The organism is Streptomyces sp. NPDC085946 (genome assembly GCF_044540485.1).
In the GTDB taxonomy this organism is placed as follows: domain Bacteria; phylum Actinomycetota; class Actinomycetes; order Streptomycetales; family Streptomycetaceae; genus Streptomyces.
This window is the reverse complement of sequence record NZ_JBITSF010000005.1, coordinates 239,938-257,765: the sequence shown is the minus strand read 5'-3', so window position 1 is coordinate 257,765 and position 17,828 is coordinate 239,938. Positions and strand designations below refer to the sequence as shown.

13 protein-coding genes and 1 tRNA gene are annotated in these 17,828 nt (G+C 74.1%); 5 read left to right on the top strand and 9 right to left on the bottom strand.

Annotated features, from left to right (window positions below; genetic code table 11):
* Positions 1-71: 71 nt before the first annotated feature.
* The 4 genes from ACIF8T_RS13425 to ACIF8T_RS13410 form a co-directional block, all read right to left on the bottom strand.
* Positions 72-2,264, bottom strand: coding sequence for a fructose-specific PTS transporter subunit EIIC (locus ACIF8T_RS13425; protein WP_400034383.1), 2,193 nt, complete (start codon positions 2,262-2,264; stop codon positions 72-74).
* A gap of 259 nt (positions 2,265-2,523) precedes the next feature.
* Positions 2,524-3,471, bottom strand: a complete 948-nt coding sequence (pfkB, locus tag ACIF8T_RS13420) for a 1-phosphofructokinase (protein ID WP_400034381.1) — start codon at positions 3,469-3,471, stop codon at positions 2,524-2,526.
* Positions 3,468-4,229 (bottom strand): DeoR/GlpR family DNA-binding transcription regulator, encoded by a 762-nt coding sequence (locus ACIF8T_RS13415; protein WP_400034379.1) that lies wholly within the window; start codon positions 4,227-4,229, stop codon positions 3,468-3,470. The genes pfkB and ACIF8T_RS13415 overlap by 4 nt, the downstream gene beginning before the upstream one ends.
* 163 nt (positions 4,230-4,392) lie before the next feature.
* On the bottom strand, positions 4,393-5,907 hold the full coding sequence (locus ACIF8T_RS13410; RefSeq protein ID WP_400034377.1) for an MFS transporter: 1,515 nt from the start codon (positions 5,905-5,907) through the stop codon (positions 4,393-4,395).
* A 61-nt stretch (positions 5,908-5,968) separates the two neighbouring features.
* Between ACIF8T_RS13410 and ACIF8T_RS13405 the strand changes: the two genes are divergently transcribed.
* Positions 5,969-6,994 (top strand): helix-turn-helix transcriptional regulator, encoded by a 1,026-nt coding sequence (locus ACIF8T_RS13405; protein WP_400034375.1) that lies wholly within the window; start codon positions 5,969-5,971, stop codon positions 6,992-6,994.
* Between the two features lie 184 nt (positions 6,995-7,178).
* Here ACIF8T_RS13405 and ACIF8T_RS13400 read toward each other — a convergent pair whose 3' ends face one another.
* The 3 genes from ACIF8T_RS13400 to ACIF8T_RS13390 form a co-directional block, all read right to left on the bottom strand.
* Positions 7,179-8,033: a TetR/AcrR family transcriptional regulator gene (locus ACIF8T_RS13400; RefSeq protein WP_400034373.1), complete on the bottom strand. Its 855-nt coding sequence runs from the start codon at positions 8,031-8,033 to the stop codon at positions 7,179-7,181.
* 463 nt (positions 8,034-8,496) lie between these two features.
* Entirely contained in the window at positions 8,497-9,495 is a 999-nt protein-coding gene (locus ACIF8T_RS13395; protein WP_400034371.1) for an RNA polymerase sigma factor RpoD/SigA, read from the bottom strand.
* Positions 9,496-10,082: 587 nt separating this feature from the next.
* Complete coding sequence (locus ACIF8T_RS13390; protein WP_400034369.1) at positions 10,083-10,868, bottom strand: dioxygenase; 786 nt, start codon at positions 10,866-10,868, stop codon at positions 10,083-10,085.
* Positions 10,869-10,988: 120 nt separating this feature from the next.
* Between ACIF8T_RS13390 and ACIF8T_RS13385 the strand changes: the two genes are divergently transcribed.
* A complete protein-coding gene (locus ACIF8T_RS13385) occupies positions 10,989-11,549 on the top strand; it encodes a MarR family winged helix-turn-helix transcriptional regulator (protein ID WP_400034367.1) in 561 nt (186 codons plus the stop codon).
* Positions 11,550-11,665: 116 nt separating this feature from the next.
* Here ACIF8T_RS13385 and ACIF8T_RS13380 read toward each other — a convergent pair whose 3' ends face one another.
* On the bottom strand, positions 11,666-13,198 hold the full coding sequence (locus ACIF8T_RS13380) for an MFS transporter (protein WP_400034365.1): 1,533 nt from the start codon (positions 13,196-13,198) through the stop codon (positions 11,666-11,668).
* Positions 13,199-13,540: 342 nt separating this feature from the next.
* Positions 13,541-14,185 (bottom strand): TetR/AcrR family transcriptional regulator, encoded by a 645-nt coding sequence (locus tag ACIF8T_RS13375; protein ID WP_400034363.1) that lies wholly within the window; start codon positions 14,183-14,185, stop codon positions 13,541-13,543.
* 270 nt (positions 14,186-14,455) lie between these two features.
* Between ACIF8T_RS13375 and ACIF8T_RS13370 the strand changes: the two genes are divergently transcribed.
* The 3 genes from ACIF8T_RS13370 to ACIF8T_RS13360 all read left to right on the top strand — a co-directional run bounded on the left by ACIF8T_RS13370 (position 14,456) and on the right by ACIF8T_RS13360 (position 17,798).
* Positions 14,456-15,742: a M6 family metalloprotease domain-containing protein gene (locus ACIF8T_RS13370; protein WP_400034361.1), complete on the top strand. Its 1,287-nt coding sequence runs from the start codon at positions 14,456-14,458 to the stop codon at positions 15,740-15,742.
* A 238-nt stretch (positions 15,743-15,980) separates the two neighbouring features.
* Entirely contained in the window at positions 15,981-17,657 is a 1,677-nt protein-coding gene (locus ACIF8T_RS13365) for an IclR family transcriptional regulator C-terminal domain-containing protein (protein ID WP_400034359.1), read from the top strand.
* Positions 17,658-17,725: 68 nt separating this feature from the next.
* A tRNA-Arg gene (locus ACIF8T_RS13360) sits at positions 17,726-17,798 on the top strand.
* Positions 17,799-17,828 lie beyond the last annotated feature (30 nt).

The following is a 17,828-nucleotide window of genomic DNA, read 5'->3' as shown; positions in this document are numbered from 1 at the left end:
GCCCCGGACCGTGATGATCGTGATCTATCTCGCAGGCCCGGCGGGCCGGACCGTGGAGGCCCTGCGGGTCCTCACGCCGCCACCGGCTGCTTGGCCTCGGACGTCGGCGCCGCCGGGCCCTTCCCGGATCCCGCGGCCGCGGTGCCCGGCTGTGTCTTGCGCAGCCCCTTCAGGACGATGACCAGGCCGGCCGTGACCGCCGTACCGGCCGCGATGGCCAGCAGGTAGAGGAACGGCTTGCCGATCAGGAAGGTGACCCAGATGCCGCCGTGCGGGGCGCGCAGGGTCGAACCGAAGGCCATGGTCAGGGCGCCGGTGACCGCGCCGCCCGCCATGGAGGCGGGGATGACCCGCAGCGGGTCGGCGGCGGCGAACGGGATGGCGCCCTCGGAGATGAAGGACGCCCCGAGCACCCAGGCCGCCTTGCCGTTCTCCTGCTCGGCGGGGGTGAACAGCTTCCTGCGGACGGTCGTCGCCAGCGCCATGCCCAGCGGCGGGACCATGCCGGCGGCCATCACCGCGGCCATGATCTTCATGGCGGAGTCGCTGGGGTCGGCGACCGCGATGCCGGCCGTGGCGAAGGTGTAGGCGACCTTGTTGACCGGGCCGCCGAGGTCGAAGCACATCATCAGGCCGAGCAGCACGCCGAGCAGGACGGCGTTGGCGCCGGACAGGCCGCTGAGCCAGTCGGTCAGGCCCTTCTGCGCCTCGGAGATCGGCTTGCCGATCACCACGAACATCAGGAACCCGACGACCGCCGTGGAGATCAGCGGGATCACCACCACCGGCATGATGCCGCGCAGGACCGGCGGGATGTCGACCCGCTGGATCGCGAGCACCACGGCACCGGCGATCAGACCGGCCGCCAGGCCGCCGAGGAAGCCGGCGCCGATCGTCACGGAGATGGCACCGCCGACGAAGCCGGGCACCAGACCGGGCCGGTCGGCCATGCCGTACGCGATGTATCCGGCGAGGACGGGGACGAGGAAGGCGAAGGCCGCCGCGCCGATCTGGAACAGCAGCGCGCCCCAGCTGTCGACCTGGCCCCAGTCGAAGTGCTCGGTGACCGGCTTGGCCTCGTTGATCTGGTAGCCGCCGATCGCGAAGCCGAGCGCGATCAGCAGACCGCCCGCCGCGACGAACGGGACCATGTAACTGACGCCGGACATCAGCCACTTGCGCAGCTTGCTGCCGTAGCCCTCGCCGGGTTCGCCCGCGCGCTCGACGGGTGTGCCGCCGGGCCTGGCGGCCGTGGCCTCGCCGCGCTCCGCCTTGGCGCGCACCTCGCCGATCAGCTCGGCGGGCCGGTTGATGGCCGCCTTCACGCCGGTGTCCACGGTGGGCTTCCCGGCGAAACGGTCCTTCTCCCGGACGGCGACGTCGTGCGCGAAGATCACGCCGTCCGCCGCCGCGATCACGGCCGGGTCGAGCCGGTTGAAGCCGGCCGAGCCCTGCGTCTCGACGACGATCTCGACGCCCGCCTCGCGGCCGGCGTTCTCCAGCGACTCGGCCGCCATGTAGGTGTGCGCGATGCCGGTCGGGCAGGAGGTGACGGCGACGATGCGGAACGGACGGTCCGCGGCGGGGGTCCCGGTGTCGGTGCCGGCCGTGGCGGCGGCGGGAGAGGCCGCTCCCGCCGACGCCACGGGGTCCTCGGAACCGGCCGCGGCGGCGTCCTGGCCGCTCGCGGTCGCGCCCTGGCTTCCTGCGGAGGCGCCCCGGCCGGCCTCGGGGACGCCCTGGTCGGCCTCGGGGACGTCCCGGCCGGCCTCGGGGGTGTCCGCGGAGGCACGCTCGCCGGTTCCGGCGGCCGCCCCGGGCGCCTCGTCGCCGCGGATCAGCGCCGCCGCTGCCGCCGTGTCGCCCACCGACCGCAGCGCGTCGGTGAACTCGGCGTTCATCAGCTGCCGGGCCAGCGACGACAGGATCGTCAGGTGGGCGTCGTCGGCACCGGCCGGGGCGGCGATGAGGAAGACGAGGTCGGCGGGGCCGTCGGCCGCGCCGAAGTCGATGCCGGCGGCGCTGCGCCCGAAGGCGAGCGTCGGTTCGGTGACGTGCGCGCTGCGGCAGTGCGGGATGCCGATGCCGCCGTCGAGGCCGGTCGGCATCTGGGCCTCGCGGGCGGCCACGTCGGCGAGGAAGCCCTCCAGGTCGGTCACCCGGCCCAGGGCCACCATGCGTGCGGCGAGGGTGCGCGCCGCCGCTTCCTTGGTGTCGGCGGACAGGTCGAGATCGACCAGTTCCGCCGTGATCATGTCGCTCATCGCGGGCTCCTTCGCACGCGTATCGCCCGGGGGGAGGGGTGGGCGCAAGAGGGGACGGGGGTGGTGTGGGGGGAGGGAGCGGGGCGGGCGGGGCCGGGGAGACCCCGCCTCTCCGGGGCGGCGGCGTCCGCCGGGGCGGGGACGTCCGCCGGGGCGGGGACGTCCGCCGGGGCGGGGGCGTCCGCCGGGGCGGGGGCGGAGGCGGCGGGTGGCGTGGCGTTCCGCCGTGCGCGCGGCGGACCGGGCGGCCGGACGTGCGTCATGACACCGGCTCCTTCAGGGCGCGGTCCGCCGGGACGCGGTCCGTGACCGTCACCGCGGCCGGGTCGAGGTCGGCCGGCGTGGGCATCACGCTGCCGGGCAGCCGGACGGCCGCCGCGCCGTGCGCGACCGCCGAGGCGAGCGCCTGCGGACCGCGGCCCCCGGCGATCAGGAAGCCGGCGAGGGAGGCGTCGCCGGCCCCGACGTTGCTGCGCACGGTGTCGACGCGGGCGCTGCCGAACCAGGCTCCGGCGTCCTCCACCAGCAGCTGCCCGTCGGCGCCGAGGCTCGCCAGGACGGACCGGGCACCCCTCTCACGCAGTTCCTCGGCCGCCTTCAGGGCGTCGCCCACGGTGGCCAGGGGGCGCCCGACCGCCTCGGCGAGCTCCTCGGCGTTCGGCTTCACCACGTCGGGCCGCTCGCGCAGCGCCCGCAGGAGCGCGGGCCCGGAGGTGTCGAGCGCGATGCGCACGCCGGCGGCGTGCGCCCGGGCGACCAGCTCGGCGTACCAGGAGGGGGCCAGCCCGCGCGGCAGGCTGCCGCAGCACGCGATCCAGTCGGCGCCCCGGGACTGCTCCCGCACGGTCTCCAGGAGGAGTTCCTGCTCGGCGGGCGACAGCTCGGGGCCCGGCGCGTTGATCTTCGTCAGGACGCCGTCCGCCTCCGCGAGCGCGATGTTGGACCGGGTGGCCCCGGCGACGGGGACCGGCGCGACCGCGATGCCCTGCGCGTCGAGCAGGTCGGCGACGACCGCGCCCGGGGCCCCGCCCAGCGGCAGCACGGCGACGGTGCGGCGCCCCGCGGCGGCGACCGCGCGGGAGACGTTCACGCCCTTGCCGCCCGGGTCCATGCGCTCGCCGGTGGCGCGGACGACCTCGCCGCGGTCGAGCGAGGGGACCTCGTAGGTGCGGTCCAGGGAGGGGTTGGGGGTGACGGTGAGGATCATGCGCGCACCACTTCCGTGCCGCCGCGCTCGATGGCGAGGGCGTGTTCGGGGCTCAGCCCGCTGTCGGTGATCAGCTGGTCCACGTCGTCCAGGCCGCCGAAGCGGGCGAAGTGCTCCTGGCCGTGCTTGGAGGAGTCGGCGAGCAGCACCACCCGGCGGGCGGCGGCCACGGCGGCCCGCTTCACGGCGGCCTCGGCGAGGTCGGGGGTGGTCAGTCCGTGCTCGGCGGAGAAGCCGTTGGCCGCGACGAAGAGCAGGTCGGCCCGGATCTCGCCGTACGCGCGCAGCGCCCAGGCATCCACGGCGGCGCGCGTGCGGTGCCGTACGCGCCCTCCGACCAGGTGGAGCTGGATGCCGGGGTGGTCCGCGAGGCGGGCGGCGATGGGCAGGCTGTGCGTGACGACCGTGAGGGAGGACTCCAGCGGCAGGGCGGCGGCGAGGCGGGCCACCGTCGTCCCGGCGTCGAGGATCAGCGTGCCCTCGGCCGGCAGTTCCGCGAGGGCCGCCTTGGCGATGCGGTCCTTCTCGTCGGCGGCCGTGGACTCCCGCTCGGCGAGGTCCGGCTCGAAGTCGAGGCGTCCGGCGGGGATGGCGCCGCCGTGCACGCGGCGGACCAGACCGGCGCGGTCGAGGGCCTTCAGGTCGCGGCGGATCGTCTCCGCCGTCACCTGGAACTCCTCGGCGAGCGAGAGCACCTCGACCCGGCCGCTGTCGCGGGCGAGTCGGAGGATCTCCTGTTGCCGCTCCGGCGCATACATGTCCGTTCGCCTCCGACTCTTGCCCGAACGTGTGGTTTCAAGGGGAGGCTACGCCGAGATGTCCGGTAAGTAAACAGGTTCGGGCTCAATCGGGCATGAGCAGGCAGGGGCCCGGCACCTGAGGTGCCGGGCCCCTGCCCCGTACGGGTTCCGCGACGGCGGGTCAGGAGACGAGCTCGGGCTCCCGCTCCGCCGCCCCGGTCTCCTGCCCGGCCCCCTCCAGGTGCTGCGCCGGCCGCCTGGGCAGGGCGAACATCAGCAGGAAGATCACGCCCATCACCGCGGCGACCCAGCCCAGCGCGTGCCGGAACGCGTCCACGAAGGCGGGGCCCACCTGCGCCGGGGCGAGCCGGTCGTCCATGACGCCGAAGAACACCACCGACACCAGTCCGAGCCCGAGGGCGTTGCCCATCTGCTGCACCGTGTTGATGAGCCCGGAGGCGGACCCGGCGTGCTCCCGCGGCACCTCGGAGAGGATCGCGTCGGTCAGCGGGGCGAAGACCAGGCCCATGCCGCCGCCCATGACGACCAGGGGGAGCGCCATCTGCCAGGGGGTGATGGCGAGGCCGTAGTGCCCGGACTCCCAGACGTAGAGCAGGACCCCGGCGGCCAGCAGCAGCGCGCCCGCCTGGAGCACCCCGCGCCCGAAACGCGGCACCAGCTTCTGCACCGACATCCCCGCCGCGACCGACACGGCGATCGAGAACGGCACCCCGGTCAGCCCGGCCTTCAGCGGGCTCCAGCCGAGACCGATCTGCATGTACAGCGTCCACACCAGGAAGAACACGCCGAGCCCGATGCCGAGGACGGTCTGGACGGCGATACCGGCCGCGAAGCTCTTCACCCGGAACAGCGACAGCTCGACCAGCGGGGAGCCGTCCCGCGCGCTCTTGCGCCGCTCGTACACCACCAGCGCCGCGCCGACGACCGGGGCGCCGGCCATCGCGGCGTACCCCCACACCGGCCAGCCCAGCTCGTGGCCGCGGGTGAGCGGGTAGAGCAGCAGGAGCAGGCCGGAGGTCACCAGGACGACGCCCACCACGTCCAGCTTGAGGGCGCGCGGGGCCTTGGACTCGGTGATGAAGCGGCTGCCGAGGATCAGCCCGGCGACGCCGACCGGCAGGTTGATGAGGAAGATCGGGCGCCAGCCGAGCCCGAAGAGGTCCCCCTCGGTCAGCAGCGCGCCGAGCAGCGGCCCGGAGACCGCGCCCAGGCCGACGATCGCGCCGAACAGCCCGAAGACCTTGCCGCGTTCGTGCGCCGGGAAGGTCGCGTGCACGATCGACAGCACCTGCGGCACCATCAGCGCCGCCATGGCGCCCTGCAGGAGCCGGGCGGCGACCAGCATCTCCGGGTTCACGGCGAGGCCGCACAGCGCGGAGGCGACGGTGAATCCGCCGATGCCCACGAGGAAGACCCGCTTGCGGCCGTGGATGTCGCCGAGCCGTCCGCCGGTGATGAGACCGGCGGCGAAGGCCAGCGCGTAGCCCGCGGTGATCCACTGGATCTGGCTGAAGGAGGCGCCTTCGTCCCGCTGGATCGACGGGATCGCGATGTTGACGATCGTGACGTCGACCAGGTCCATGAAGGCGGCGGTCATCACGATCGCGAGGGCGTACCAGCGGCGGCGGTCCGGCGCTCCGGCCGGCTTGCTCACAGGGGTTTCGGTGGAGGACATGCCCCGAAGCTAGGGGCCGTATAGGTCAGATCGTGTCCTAGTGGCCGGGCATCCTGGTCCCATGACGACGGACACCCCGGCCCGGCTGCTGCAGCTCCTCTCCCTCCTCCAGACGCCCCGCGAATGGCCCGGCGGCGAACTCGCCGACCGCCTCGGGGTGTCCCGCCGCACGGTCCGGCGGGACATCGACCGGCTGCGCGAGCTGGGCTACCCCGTGCAGGCGAGCATGGGCTCCGACGGCGGCTACCGGCTCGTCGCCGGCAAGGCCATGCCGCCCCTCGTCCTGGACGACGAGGAGGCGGTGGCGATCGCGGTGGGGCTGCGCGCCGGGGCGGGCCACGCGCTGGAGGGCGTGGACGAGGCGTCGGTCCGGGCCCTGGCCAAGCTGGAGCAGGTGCTGCCGGGCCGCCTGCGTCACCGCGTGGCCACCCTCCAGGCCGCGACCACTCCCCTGACCAGCGGCGACGGCCCGACCATCGCGCCCGAGACGCTGACCGTCATGGCCTCGACGGTGGCCGGGCGGGAGCGGCTGCGGTTCGCCTACCGGGCGGCGGACGGCGCCGCGTCGCGGCGCGTCGTCGAGCCGTACCGCCTGGTGTCGACGGGACGCCGCTGGTACCTCGTCGCGTACGACCTCGACCGCGCCGACTGGCGGACGTTCCGCGTCGACCGGGTCAGCGAGCCGTTCGCGACGGGGGCGCGGTTCACCCCGCGGGAGCTGCCGACGGGCAGCGCGGCGGAGTACCTGCGCCGGTCGATGCAGCGGCGGCAGGAGACGTACGAGCTGGACGTCACCTTCGCCGCGCCCGCCGAGTCGGTCGCCGCGCGCCTGCCCGGCTGGCTCGGGTCCCCCGAGCCGGTCGACGCCCGCACCTGCCGGCTGCGGGCCGCGGTAGGGGAGAACGTGGAGTGGCTGGCGGTCCGGCTGGCGATGCTGGGGTGCGACTTCACGGTGCGCGAGCCGGAGGAACTGGTGCGGTGCGTGCGGGAGCTGGGGGCGCGGCTCGGTCGGGCGGCGGCGGGGACAGGGGCAGGCGACCCGACGGCCCGACGGGGGAGCGGAACGACCGAGCACCTGAGTGGCTGAAGGGCCACGTGGCCGATTAGCTGGGTGACCGAGTGGCCGCGTGGCCGCGTGGCCGAGTGGCCGCGTGGCCGCGTGGCCGCGTGGCCGAGTGGCCGAGTGGCCAGGTGGCTGGGTGACCGCGTGGCGAGTGACGGAGCAGCATCTCAGCGGCCCGTCGGCCCCCCTGCCTGCCGCGTCCGGGCCGTCAGCCGGCCTGCCGCACGCGCGGGTCCACCGCCTCCCACGGGAAGCCGCGCAGCGCCGCCAGGTTCCGCACCGCCCGTTCGGCGGGACCCTCCGGCCCCTCCGCCGGGGCGTCCCCGGCCGCCCAGCCCTCCACCGCCACGCGCACGGCGGCGCTCGCGACGGCCGCGGCGAAGGACAGCAGCTCAGCGGGTGCGGCAACGTTGTCGTCGGCCCCGGCGGCTCCGGTGACTCCGACGGCCCGGGGACTTCCGGCCGCTCCGGCGAGTCCGGCGCCTCCGGCGGCGCGGGACGTCCCGCCGTCTCCGGCGAGTCCGGCGGCTCCGGTGTCCTCAGTGTCTTCGGCGTGCTGGAACGTCCGCGCGTCCCCGTCGTACGCGGCCGCTCCCCCGCCCCGCGACCGCTCCGCCAGCACCTGTGCCAGCGTCCGCTCCGCCGCCTGGCACACCTCCGCCCACACCATCCGCAGGGACGGGTTCTCCATGGCCAGCCGGACCAGGACGCGGACCCATTCCCAGGACGCCGCCGACACCCCGAGTCCCGGTGTCAGCGTGTGCCGGACCGCGTCGTCCAGGGCCCGCGGCACGGGCACGCCGGCCGGGGCGGTGCGCACGGCCTCCACCCAGCGCTGGGCGCCGGTCGCGTAGAGCGGGGCCACCGCCTCCTCCTTCGTGGCGAAGTACCGGTAGAAGGTGCGCGGGGCGACGCCGGCGGCCTGGGCGATGTCCTCCGCCCGGGTGGCCCGCAGACCGTGCCGTACGAAGAGGCCGGCCGCCGCCCGGGCGATCTGCATGCGGGTCTCGGCCTTGCGCCGCTCGGTCAGCGAGACCGGAGAGGAGGGGGTGGTGCTGCTCACGTCGGGCAGGCTATGCCGCTGTGGCAGAATCTGTCACCTGGCAGGTCACCCCGGGGTTCAGGTCCGGGGTGGCCCGCCCTCCAACGTGGCGGCACCGTGGCGGAAGATCGCCCTCCGGCAACGAAGTGGAGCCGGGCTTCGGCACCCGGGGGGGGAGGGCCGCCGAAGCCCGGCTCGGGGAAAGTCCCGGCGCCGGGGGGGATGTGCGTCGGGACGTGGTTCTGGGGGCCTCAAGAGGCCCGAGGGGCGCCGCTCCCGGTCCGAACACCAGGGCCCTGGATTCTTGTTCCCCCGGCCCTGCCGTTTGAAGCGGCAGGACAGCGCCATGTTCGCGCGGTCTTTCGCCACCCGGCGTACGCGGTGCCCGCCGGACCGGCCGGGCCCGCACCGGGCACGCCCCCTGCACGACGGCCCCGCACCCGCCCCCTGCGGCAGGCAGGGGGCCAGGACGCGGGTGCCCGCCTCACGCCGCCGCGTCGAACCCGGTGTCCCGGGCCAGCTTCTTCAGCTCCAGCAGGGCGTGCTTCTCGATCTGGCGGATGCGCTCGCGGGTCAGGCCGTGCTCCTTGCCGACCTCGGTCAGCGTGCGCTCGCGGCCGTCATCGATGCCGTACCGCATCTTGATGATGGAGGCCGTGCGCTGGTCGAGACGGCCGATCAGGTCGTCGAGCTCCTCGCTGCGCAGCAGCGTCAGCACCGACTGCTCGGGAGACACCGCGGAGGTGTCCTCCAGCAGGTCGCCGAACTGGGTCTCGCCCTCGTCGTCCACCGACATGTTCAGCGACACCGGGTCGCGGGCCCAGTCGAGCACGTCGGTGACGCGCTCCGGCGTGGAGCCGAGCTCGGCGGCGATCTCCGCGGGCTCCGGGTCACGGCCGTGCTCGCGGTTGAACTCGCGCTGCACGCGCCGGATCCGGCCCAGCTCCTCCACCAGGTGGACGGGCAGGCGGATGGTGCGCGACTGGTCGGCTATCGACCGCGTGATGGCCTGGCGGATCCACCAGGTCGCGTACGTCGAGAACTTGAACCCCTTGCGGTAGTCGAACTTCTCGACCGCGCGGACCAGGCCGGCGTTGCCCTCCTGGATCAGGTCGAGGAGCGGCAGGCCGCTGCGGGGGTAGCGGCGGGCGACCGCGACGACCAGGCGCAGGTTGGAACGGATGAAGACGTCCTTGGCACGCTCCCCGGCGGCGACCAGGGCCTCGAGCTCCTCGCGGGTGGCGTCCGCCTTGGTGTCCTCGTACCCGTCGAGGACCTGCTGCGCGAACACACCCGCCTCGATGATCTGTGACAGCTCGACCTCCTTGGCGGCGTCGAGCAGCGGTGTACGCGCGATCTCGTCGAGGTACATGCCGACCAGGTCGCGGTCGGCGATCTCGCCGCCATGGGCGCGAACACTGCTTGCCGCGTCGGCCGTCTCGCCGGTGGCGGACTGACGACGGGCGACGGCACGGGTTGCCATGCGTGCTCCCTTGCGATGTGAGGTCAGCGGGTGGTCCATCGGACGCTCGGCACTGTCTTCAGGTCCCTCCGGACTCTGGTCGAGTGCCCTGCATCCGTGGGAAACAACGACTGGAATCAGGACAGAATTCCCAACCCACCCATCGATTTTTCTGATCATGCAGTACCCTGTCCCGCCACACGGGCCGGAGCGGTGCCGCCGGACCCCCGGAGGCCCAGGTCAGACGGGGCGTCACGGGTGGTTCCGACAGCCTCGTCACCCCCTTGGAGCACTGCGCGCGTGAGACGGCGGTCACACGCGGCGAGACGGCCCCTCCGCCTGGATGAACGAAGCCGGCGGCCGCTCCGTTCCCCCCGGAAGACGGCCGGCACCGGCCGGAGGTTGCCGCGGGCGGCCGAACCTCGGTGCGCACCCCGGCACGGCCCCGCACCAGACGCACCTCACCCGGACCGCACGACCCCGCACCGGACGTACCTCACCCGGACCGCGCGACCCCGCACCGGACGCACCTCGCCTGAACCGCACGCCCTCCGTCCCGTGCGCACCCGGACCGCACGGCCCTCACCCCGATCGCGCCCGGCCGCACCTCACCCGAACTGCACGGACCGCTTCGCCAGCCCCATCCAGAACCCGTCGATCACCGACCGGTGCGCGTCCAGTTCGCCGGCCGCGTCGGCGGCGCCCAGGGTCACGAACAGCGGGGCGAAGTGCTCGGTGCGCGGGTGGGCGAGCGCGCCCGCCGGGGACTTGCGGGTGAAGTCGAGCAGCGCGTCGACGTCACCGGCCTCCAGCGCCCGCCGCCCCCAGTCGTCGAACTCGGCCGACCAGGCGGGGACGCCGCCCTGCCGCAGCGCGGCCAGGTTGTGGGTGAAGAAGCCGGAGCCGACGATCAGGACGCCCTCGTCGCGCAGCGGGGCCAGCTTGCGGCCGACCTCCATGAGCCGCACCGGGTCCAGGGTCGGCAGGGAGACCTGCAGGACGGGGACGTCGGCCTCGGAGTACATCTCCACGAGCGGGACGTAGGCGCCGTGGTCCAGGCCCCGGTCGGGGATGTCCTGCACGGGCATGCCCGGCGCCCGCAGCAGCTTGCGGACGGACTCGGCGAGCGCGGGGGCGCCGGGAGCCTCGTACCTCACCCGGTAGTAGTGCTCGGGGAATCCCCAGAAGTCGTGGACGAGCGGGACCGTCTCGGTGGCGCCGAGGGCGAGCGGGGCCTCCTCCCAGTGCGCGGAGACCATGAGGATCGCGGTCGGGCGCGGCAGGCCGGCGGCCCAGGCGGCGAGTTCACCGGGCCAGACCGGGTCGTCCGCCAGCGGCGGGGCGCCGTGGCTGAGGTACAGGGCGGGCATGCGTTCCCGGGTGGCGGCGGACATGGCGGCGGCTCCTACGGACGAGCGGTTCCCACGAAGCTTGAATCCTCAAGCTTCTGTCGAGAACCGACTGTACATCCCATTTGTTTAATTTTAAAGAAGCGGAGTCGTAGAGTGGGGGACATGAAGGCACCCGCATCCGCCCCGGCCACAGCCCCGACACCGGACCCGGCCCCGGAAAGGTCACCGGCGGCGTCCAGCGACGCCCGCTGGCTCACCGACGACGAGCAGCGCGTCTGGCGTTCCTACCTGGAGGCCACCACCCTCCTCGACGACCACCTCGACCGACAGCTCCAGCGCGACGCGGGCATGCCGCACATCTACTACGGCCTGCTGGTCAAGCTCGCCGAGTCCCCGCGGCGCCGGCTGCGGATGACCGAGCTGGCCAGGTACGCCAAGATCACCCGCTCCCGGCTGTCCCACGCCGTCGCCCGGCTGGAGAAGAGCGGCTGGGTGCGGCGCGAGGACTGCCCGTCGGACAAGCGCGGCCAGTTCGCGGTGCTGACGGACGAGGGCCACGCCGTGCTGCGGCGGTCCGCGCCGGGCCACGTGAACGCCGTGCGCCAGGCGGTCTTCGACCGGCTGACCCCGGAACAGCAGAAGTCCCTCGGCGAGATCATGCGGATCATCGCCGAGGGACTTCAGCCGGACGAAGCGGGTGCGGACCTGCCCTGGCTCCGCTGACCGCTCGTCGGCGGAGCCGGGGCAGGCCCCGGGAACCGCGCGGACCAGGCGTCCCCTCCTCGTCCGCGCGGAGGGCCCGAAGGGGTACGGCGCCCGGGGGCGCCGTCAGCGCGCCGTCAGTGGGCGATCACCGGGACGGGCAGCTCGTCCCCGGCGTGCTCGGCGGCGCCGCCGGTCACGGTGGTGCCGCCCGGGCGGCCGGCGTTGACGAAGGTCACGGCGATGGCCGCGGCCACGACCAGGATGCCGACGGCGAACCAGATGGCGCTGGTGTACCCCTCGACCATGCCCTCCAGCTGGACGAGCTGCTGCTGGGACCGGCTGGTGGCCCCGGCGATGTGGTCCGCGATGTAGGACGTGGTGGCCGAGGCGGCGATCGTGTTCAGCAGGGCCGTGCCGATGGCGCCGCCCACCTGCTGCGAGGTGTTGACCATCGCGGAGGCGATGCCGGCGTCCCGCGGCTCGACGCCCTGGGTGGACAGCGACATGGCGGGCATGAACGCCGTACCCATGCCGAGGCCGAGCAGCAGCATGGCCGGCAGCAGCACGGCGGCGTACGAGGTGTCGATCTCCAGCTGGGTCAGCAGCAGCATGCCCAGGGCGGCGACCAGGAAGCCCGGGCCCATCAGCAGCCGGGGCGCGACCCGGGTCATCAGGCGGGTGCCGATCTGGGTGGAGCCCGTGATCATGCCCGCGATCATCGGCAGGAAGGCGAAGCCGGTCTTCACCGGCGAGTAGCCCTTCACGATCTGCAGGTAGTAGGTCAGGAAGAGGAACAGGCCGAACATCGCGATGATCGCGAGGCCGAGCGAGAGGTAGACACCGCCGCGGTTGCGCTCGGTGACCACGCGCAGCGGCAGCAGCGGGGCCTTGACCTTCGCCTCGACCAGCACGAACGCCAGCAGCAGGACGGCGGAGGCGACGAACATGCCGACGGTGACGGAGTCGCTCCAGCCGTCGGACTCGGCGCGGGTGAAGCCGTAGACCAGCGCTACCAGGCCGAGCGTGGACAGGATCACGCCGGGGATGTCGAGCGGCGAGCGGTTGCGGCTGCCCTCCGGTTCGCGGATGACGAACCAGGCACCGGCCGCGGCGACGATCGCGAACGGGATGTTGACGAAGAACGTCCAGCGCCAGTCCAGGTACTCGGTGAGGAAGCCGCCGAGGATCAGGCCGACGGCGCCGCCGCCGCCGGCGATCGCGCCGTAGATGCCGAACGCCTTGGCGCGCTCCTTGGCGTCGGTGAACATCACCGCGAGCAGGGACAGCGCGGCGGGCGCGAGCAGGGCGCCGAAGACGCCCTGGAGGGCGCGGGAGCCGAACATCATGGCCTCGTTGGTGGCCGCGCCGCCGAGGGCGGAGGCCGCGGCGAAGCCCGCGAGACCGAGGACGAAGGTGCGCTTGCGGCCCCACAGGTCGGCTATGCGGCCGCCGAAGAGCAGCAGACCGCCGAAGGCGAGGGCGTAGGCCGTGACGACCCACTGCCGGTTGCCGTCGGAGATGCCGAGGTCCTGCTGGGCGGAGGGCAGGGCGATGTTCACGATGGTGGCGTCGAGGACGACCATCAGCTGGGCGAGCGCGATGAAGACGAGCGCCTTCCAGCGGTTTGCGTCCGGTGCGCCCGGGGCCTTCGAGGCTGTTTCAGACATGGGGGTACCCACTTCGGGACTTCGTGACGGAGAAACTTCGGGACGTGAGCGAGGAGAGACGTAGGTGAGAGACGCGGAAAGACGTAGGCGAAGAGAGACGTAGGTGAAGGGAGACGTAGGCGAAAAGAGACGTACGTGCAAAGGGAGAAGACGCGGACGGAAAGCGGCGCCTTCGGTCAACTGGCAAGCGGCAAACGGAAAGTGACGGTCCGTCAGTTCTGACGGCCCGGCTGTCCGCTGTGGGCGGCGGCCGGACTGGCTGCCCGGCACGGGTGGTGGACTGCTCGGTGCGGGTGACGGCGGGGCCGGGGCCCGGCCGTCACCGCCCCTGTGAGGCGTCTGTCAGCGTGCGCGCAGCTCCTCCAGGGTCATGGCCGCACCCGGCAGGACGGACGGGGCCGGCGCCCGCATCCCGTCCAGGAGCAGCTGGAGATGGCGGTGGACGAAGCGGTCGGCGCGCAGGCACTCCGTACCGGCCGGCGGCCGGCTGAGCTGCCCCACGGCGATCATGAGGTCGCCGACCCCGACGTCGCGGCGGAGCTGCCCGGCGTTCCTGGCCCGCTCCATGACCTCGGCGACGAGCTCCTCGACCCGGCGGCGCGCGGCCTCCAGGTCGGGGTGGTGCTGGTCGAAGGTGCTGGAGATCATCGGGCACAGCGCGCTGATCCGCTCGTCGGCGGCGGCGTGCACGAAGCGCTCCAGCGCCTCGAAGGCGTCGCCGGTCTCCGCGAGCGCGCGCTCGGCCGCCCGGGCCGTGCGCTCCATCACGGAGCAGACGACCTCGCGGACCAGGGCGTCGCGGTCCGGGAAGTTGCGGTACACCGTGGCGTTGCCGACGCCGGCCCGACGGGCGACCTCGTCGAGCGGCACGTCGGGGCCGAACTCGACGAACATCTCGCGGGCGGCGGTGACGATCCGCTCCCGGTTGCGCAGGGCGTCGGCACGCGGCCGGCTCGCCTTGCGCTGCGCGGGGGTCGCGGTCTGCACGGTGCACTCCTCGTCGACGGTCGGTCGATGGTCTGAAGGGTGCGATCCGGGGACCCGGTCCCCGTTTCGCTCGGACGCTGGGTTAAACGGGGAATCCCTCCCCGGTTATTTCCCACCCGCCCGACTATCCCTTGTGAGCCGGCTCACACCTCTACCGGCGGGAAACCCACGATCGGCCTCCCCCAGCGCGCAGCACCGCACCCCCCGACGCAGGGTGAGCGCAAGGGTGCAGCCGGTGACGGCGGCTGCCGCGGAGCGGAGGGCCCTTGCATGCAGCAGCCGCCGAGCAGCCGACGGATACGCACCCGCCGCGTGGCCGCCCTGGCGTCGGTGACCGCGCTGACCCTCGCCGTCGGCACCTCGGCCGACTCCGGACGCCTCTCCCCGGGCACCACCGTCACCGGCGCGGGCCCCGGCACCGTCGCCCGCTCCGCCGGCCACGGCCCCTGCCTGATCCACGGCGACCCCCACGTCCAGATGTCCGAGGGCGTCCCCACCCCCACCGGGTACGTCCGCTCCACCGGCACCGTCCGCGCCCTCACCCTGATGATCGACTTCTCGGACGCGCCCGGCGACGGCGACGCCCTCGACCGCTTCGGCGAGTTCTTCCCGCAGACCAGCCAGTGGTTCCGCACCAGCTCCTACGGCCGCCTCGACTACCGTCCCGAGACCCCGATCCCGACCTGGCTGCGCATGCCGCAGTCCTTCCGCGCGTACGGCATAGAGCGCGGTGCCCCCTTCGAGCCCGGCTACCGCGCCCTGGTCCAGGACATCGTGGCCGCGGCCGACCCGGAGGTGGACTTCCGCGCCTACGACCTCCTCAACGTCCTGGTCACCCCGAACGCAGGCCCCTCCGCCCTCGACACGGTGCTGTCCGTCACCTTCGCCGGCAACCCGGAGGCCCCGACCGCGGACGGCGTCCCGGTCTCCAACGCGTCCTTCGTCTACTCCCGCCAGGACGACGGCTCCGGCTCCTACGACCGCACCGGCTACCGGGTCCTCCCCCACGAGAACGGCCACGTCTTCGGCCTGCCCGACCTCTACACCCAGGAGGGCGGGGGCGCCGTCGGCCACTGGGACATCATGAGCGAGGACTGGGGGGTCAACAACGACCTGCTCGGCTGGCACAAGTGGAAGCTGGGCTGGCTGGACGCCTCCCAGGTGCACTGCGCGGCGGCACCCGGCACGACCGAGTACGGCCTGACGCCCCTCGCCGAGGCGGGCGGCACCAAGCTGGTCGTCGTCCCGCTGGACGCCACGAGCGCGTACGCCGTCGAACTGCGCACCCGCGCGGGCAACGACGAGGCCGTGTGCCGCCCGGGCGTCCTGGTCTACCGCGTCGAGGCGGACGTGGACACCGGGATGGGACCGGTGAGGGTCCACGACTCCCGGCCCGACAGCGGCGGCTGCACCCGCGCCCCCAACGTCCACGCGGAACTCTCCGACGCGGCCCTCGCCCCGGGCGAGGAGTTCGTGGATCCGCGCAGGGGCATCCGGATCAGCGTGGCCGGGGCGGATCCGGCGGGGAACCACCGGGTGCGGGTGACCCGGGGCTAGCGGCCGGACGTGGCCGGGGGCGGGCGGCCCCGTTCCACGGCCCGCGGATCGCCTCCCGGCCCGCGGACCGCCTCCTCGGCCCGCGGATCATCTCCCCGGCCCGCGGATTACGGTAGGCCTGCCGGACCCGCACACCGCGCACCACGCACCGCGCACCACGTACCACGCACGGACACGGGTACGGCCCACCGCCGCGCACCCGCGCGGCCCGCACCCCGCCGTCCCGGAGAGCCCTTCGATGCCCGCGAGAGACACCGACACCCCGCCCCCGGCGACCGCCGTGCCGGCCGAGGCGGTCACGCCGCTGATCCGCGGTGTCGCGGTGCTGCGCGAACTGACCGGCGCGGGCGGGACGCTGAGCCCGAGCGCGCTGGAACGGGCCACCGGACTGGCCCGCTCCACCGTCGACCGCGTCACGGCCACGCTCGCGCGCATGGGGTACGTCCGCCTCGACGGCCGGGACGTGACCCTCGCCCCCCGCCTGATGGAACTGGGCAACGCCTACCTGGCCGCCCTGCGCCTGCCGGCCCTGCTGTCCGGGCGGGCCGACGCCCTCGCCGACGAACTGGACGAGTCGGTCTCCCTCGCCGTCGCCGACCGCGACGGCATCCGCTTCATCCACCAGGCCACCCGCCGCCGCGCGATGTCCCTGAGCTTCCGCATCGGCGACCTCCTCCCGGCCGAACGCACCGCCCCCGGACCGCTGTTCGCGACGGAGTGGACGGACGCCGACTGGCGGCACTGGCGCGCGCGCCGGGCGGCGGACCCGTACGACGAGGGCTTCCCGGCCGTACCGCCGCGCGCCCGCGCGGGAGCCGACGACGAGGACTTCGTGCGCCGCAGCGCGCGGGCGGCCGGGACCGGCTGGGCCTTGGACGACCAGCTGATCGAACCGGGCCTGGTGGCCGTGTCCGTACCCGTGCGCGACCCCCGTACGGGCCGCGTCGCCTGCGCGGCGAGCGTGGTCAGCCACACCAGCCGGCACACCGCCGAGGAACTGCGCGCCGACCTGCTGCCGCGGCTGCGGTCGGCGGTGGCGGCCATGGAGGAGGACCTTCGCCAGGCGCCGCCCCCGCGGCCGGGCCCGCCCCCGTCCGGCCTGGCGATCTGGACGGGCGCGTCCAAGCAGCAACTGGGCCGGGAGTTCGTCGAGTCGCTGGCCCGCGGCCTCACCGTCCTGACGGCGTTCGGCGAGGACCGCCCGGAGCTGACCCTCACCGAGGTGGCGAAGGCGACGGGCCTGGCCCGGGCGACGGCCCGCCGCGCACTGATCACCTACGACCACCTCGGCCTGGTGCGGCCGGCCGGCGGCCGCGCCTTCGCCCTCACCCCGCGGGTCCTGTCCCTGGGCTTCCCGCCCCTGTCCCGCACCACCCTCCCGCAGATCGCCCAGCCGCACCTGGCGGCCCTCGCGGACCGCGTTCACGAGTCGACGTCACTGGCGGTGCTCACGCCGTCGGGCGAGGAGATCCAGTACACGGCCCGGGCGGCGACGGGCCGCGTCATGAGCGTGAACATCACGGTCGGCACCCGCCTGCCCGCCCACGCGACCTCCCTGGGCCGCGTCCTGCTCGCCGGCCTCCCGGAGCGGGACCGCCGCCCGGGCCCGCTGCGCCCCCTCACCTCGCACACCGTCACGGACCCGGCGGCCCTCGCCCGCATCCTGACAGAGGTCCGCGCCCAGGGGTACGCCCTGGTGGACGAGGAACTGGAGGAGGGCCTGCGCTCCATCGCCGTCCCGGTCCGCGACCGCACGGGCCGGGTGGTCGCGGCCGTCAACACCGCGATGCACGCGACCCGCCACACGGCCGAGGAGTGCGTGACGGACCTCCTGCCCGCGCTCACCGCCACCGCCGCCCGCATCGAGACGGACCTGCACACCGCGAGCCACTTCACCCGCGTCCCCCTGACCTGACCCCTGACCCCCCACCCACCCGACCCGCATCCGGTACGCTGACGCCTGTGGCCGCACGGCCACACCCGGCCTTCGTAGCTCAGGGGATAGAGCACCGCTCTCCTAAAGCGGGTGTCGCAGGTTCGAATCCTGCCGGGGGCACGGAAGAAGGGCCAGCTCAGGAGGGTTTCC

Bases quoted from the DNA above. Each gene is read 5' to 3' on its own strand.
- ACIF8T_RS13425 (WP_400034383.1), bottom strand. From the start codon at position 2,264: ATGAGCGACATGATCACGGCGGAACTGGTCGATCTCGACCTGTCCGCC.
- pfkB (WP_400034381.1), bottom strand. From the start codon at position 3,471: ATGATCCTCACCGTCACCCCCAACCCCTCCCTGGACCGCACCTACGAG.
- ACIF8T_RS13415 (WP_400034379.1), bottom strand. From the start codon at position 4,229: ATGTATGCGCCGGAGCGGCAACAGGAGATCCTCCGACTCGCCCGCGAC.
- ACIF8T_RS13410 (WP_400034377.1), bottom strand. From the start codon at position 5,907: ATGTCCTCCACCGAAACCCCTGTGAGCAAGCCGGCCGGAGCGCCGGAC.
- ACIF8T_RS13405 (WP_400034375.1), top strand. From the start codon at position 5,969: ATGACGACGGACACCCCGGCCCGGCTGCTGCAGCTCCTCTCCCTCCTC.
- ACIF8T_RS13395 (WP_400034371.1), bottom strand. From the start codon at position 9,495: ATGGCAACCCGTGCCGTCGCCCGTCGTCAGTCCGCCACCGGCGAGACG.
- ACIF8T_RS13390 (WP_400034369.1), bottom strand. From the start codon at position 10,868: ATGTCCGCCGCCACCCGGGAACGCATGCCCGCCCTGTACCTCAGCCAC.
- ACIF8T_RS13385 (WP_400034367.1), top strand. From the start codon at position 10,989: ATGAAGGCACCCGCATCCGCCCCGGCCACAGCCCCGACACCGGACCCG.
- ACIF8T_RS13380 (WP_400034365.1), bottom strand. From the start codon at position 13,198: ATGTCTGAAACAGCCTCGAAGGCCCCGGGCGCACCGGACGCAAACCGC.
- ACIF8T_RS13370 (WP_400034361.1), top strand. From the start codon at position 14,456: ATGCAGCAGCCGCCGAGCAGCCGACGGATACGCACCCGCCGCGTGGCC.
- ACIF8T_RS13365 (WP_400034359.1), top strand. From the start codon at position 15,981: ATGCCCGCGAGAGACACCGACACCCCGCCCCCGGCGACCGCCGTGCCG.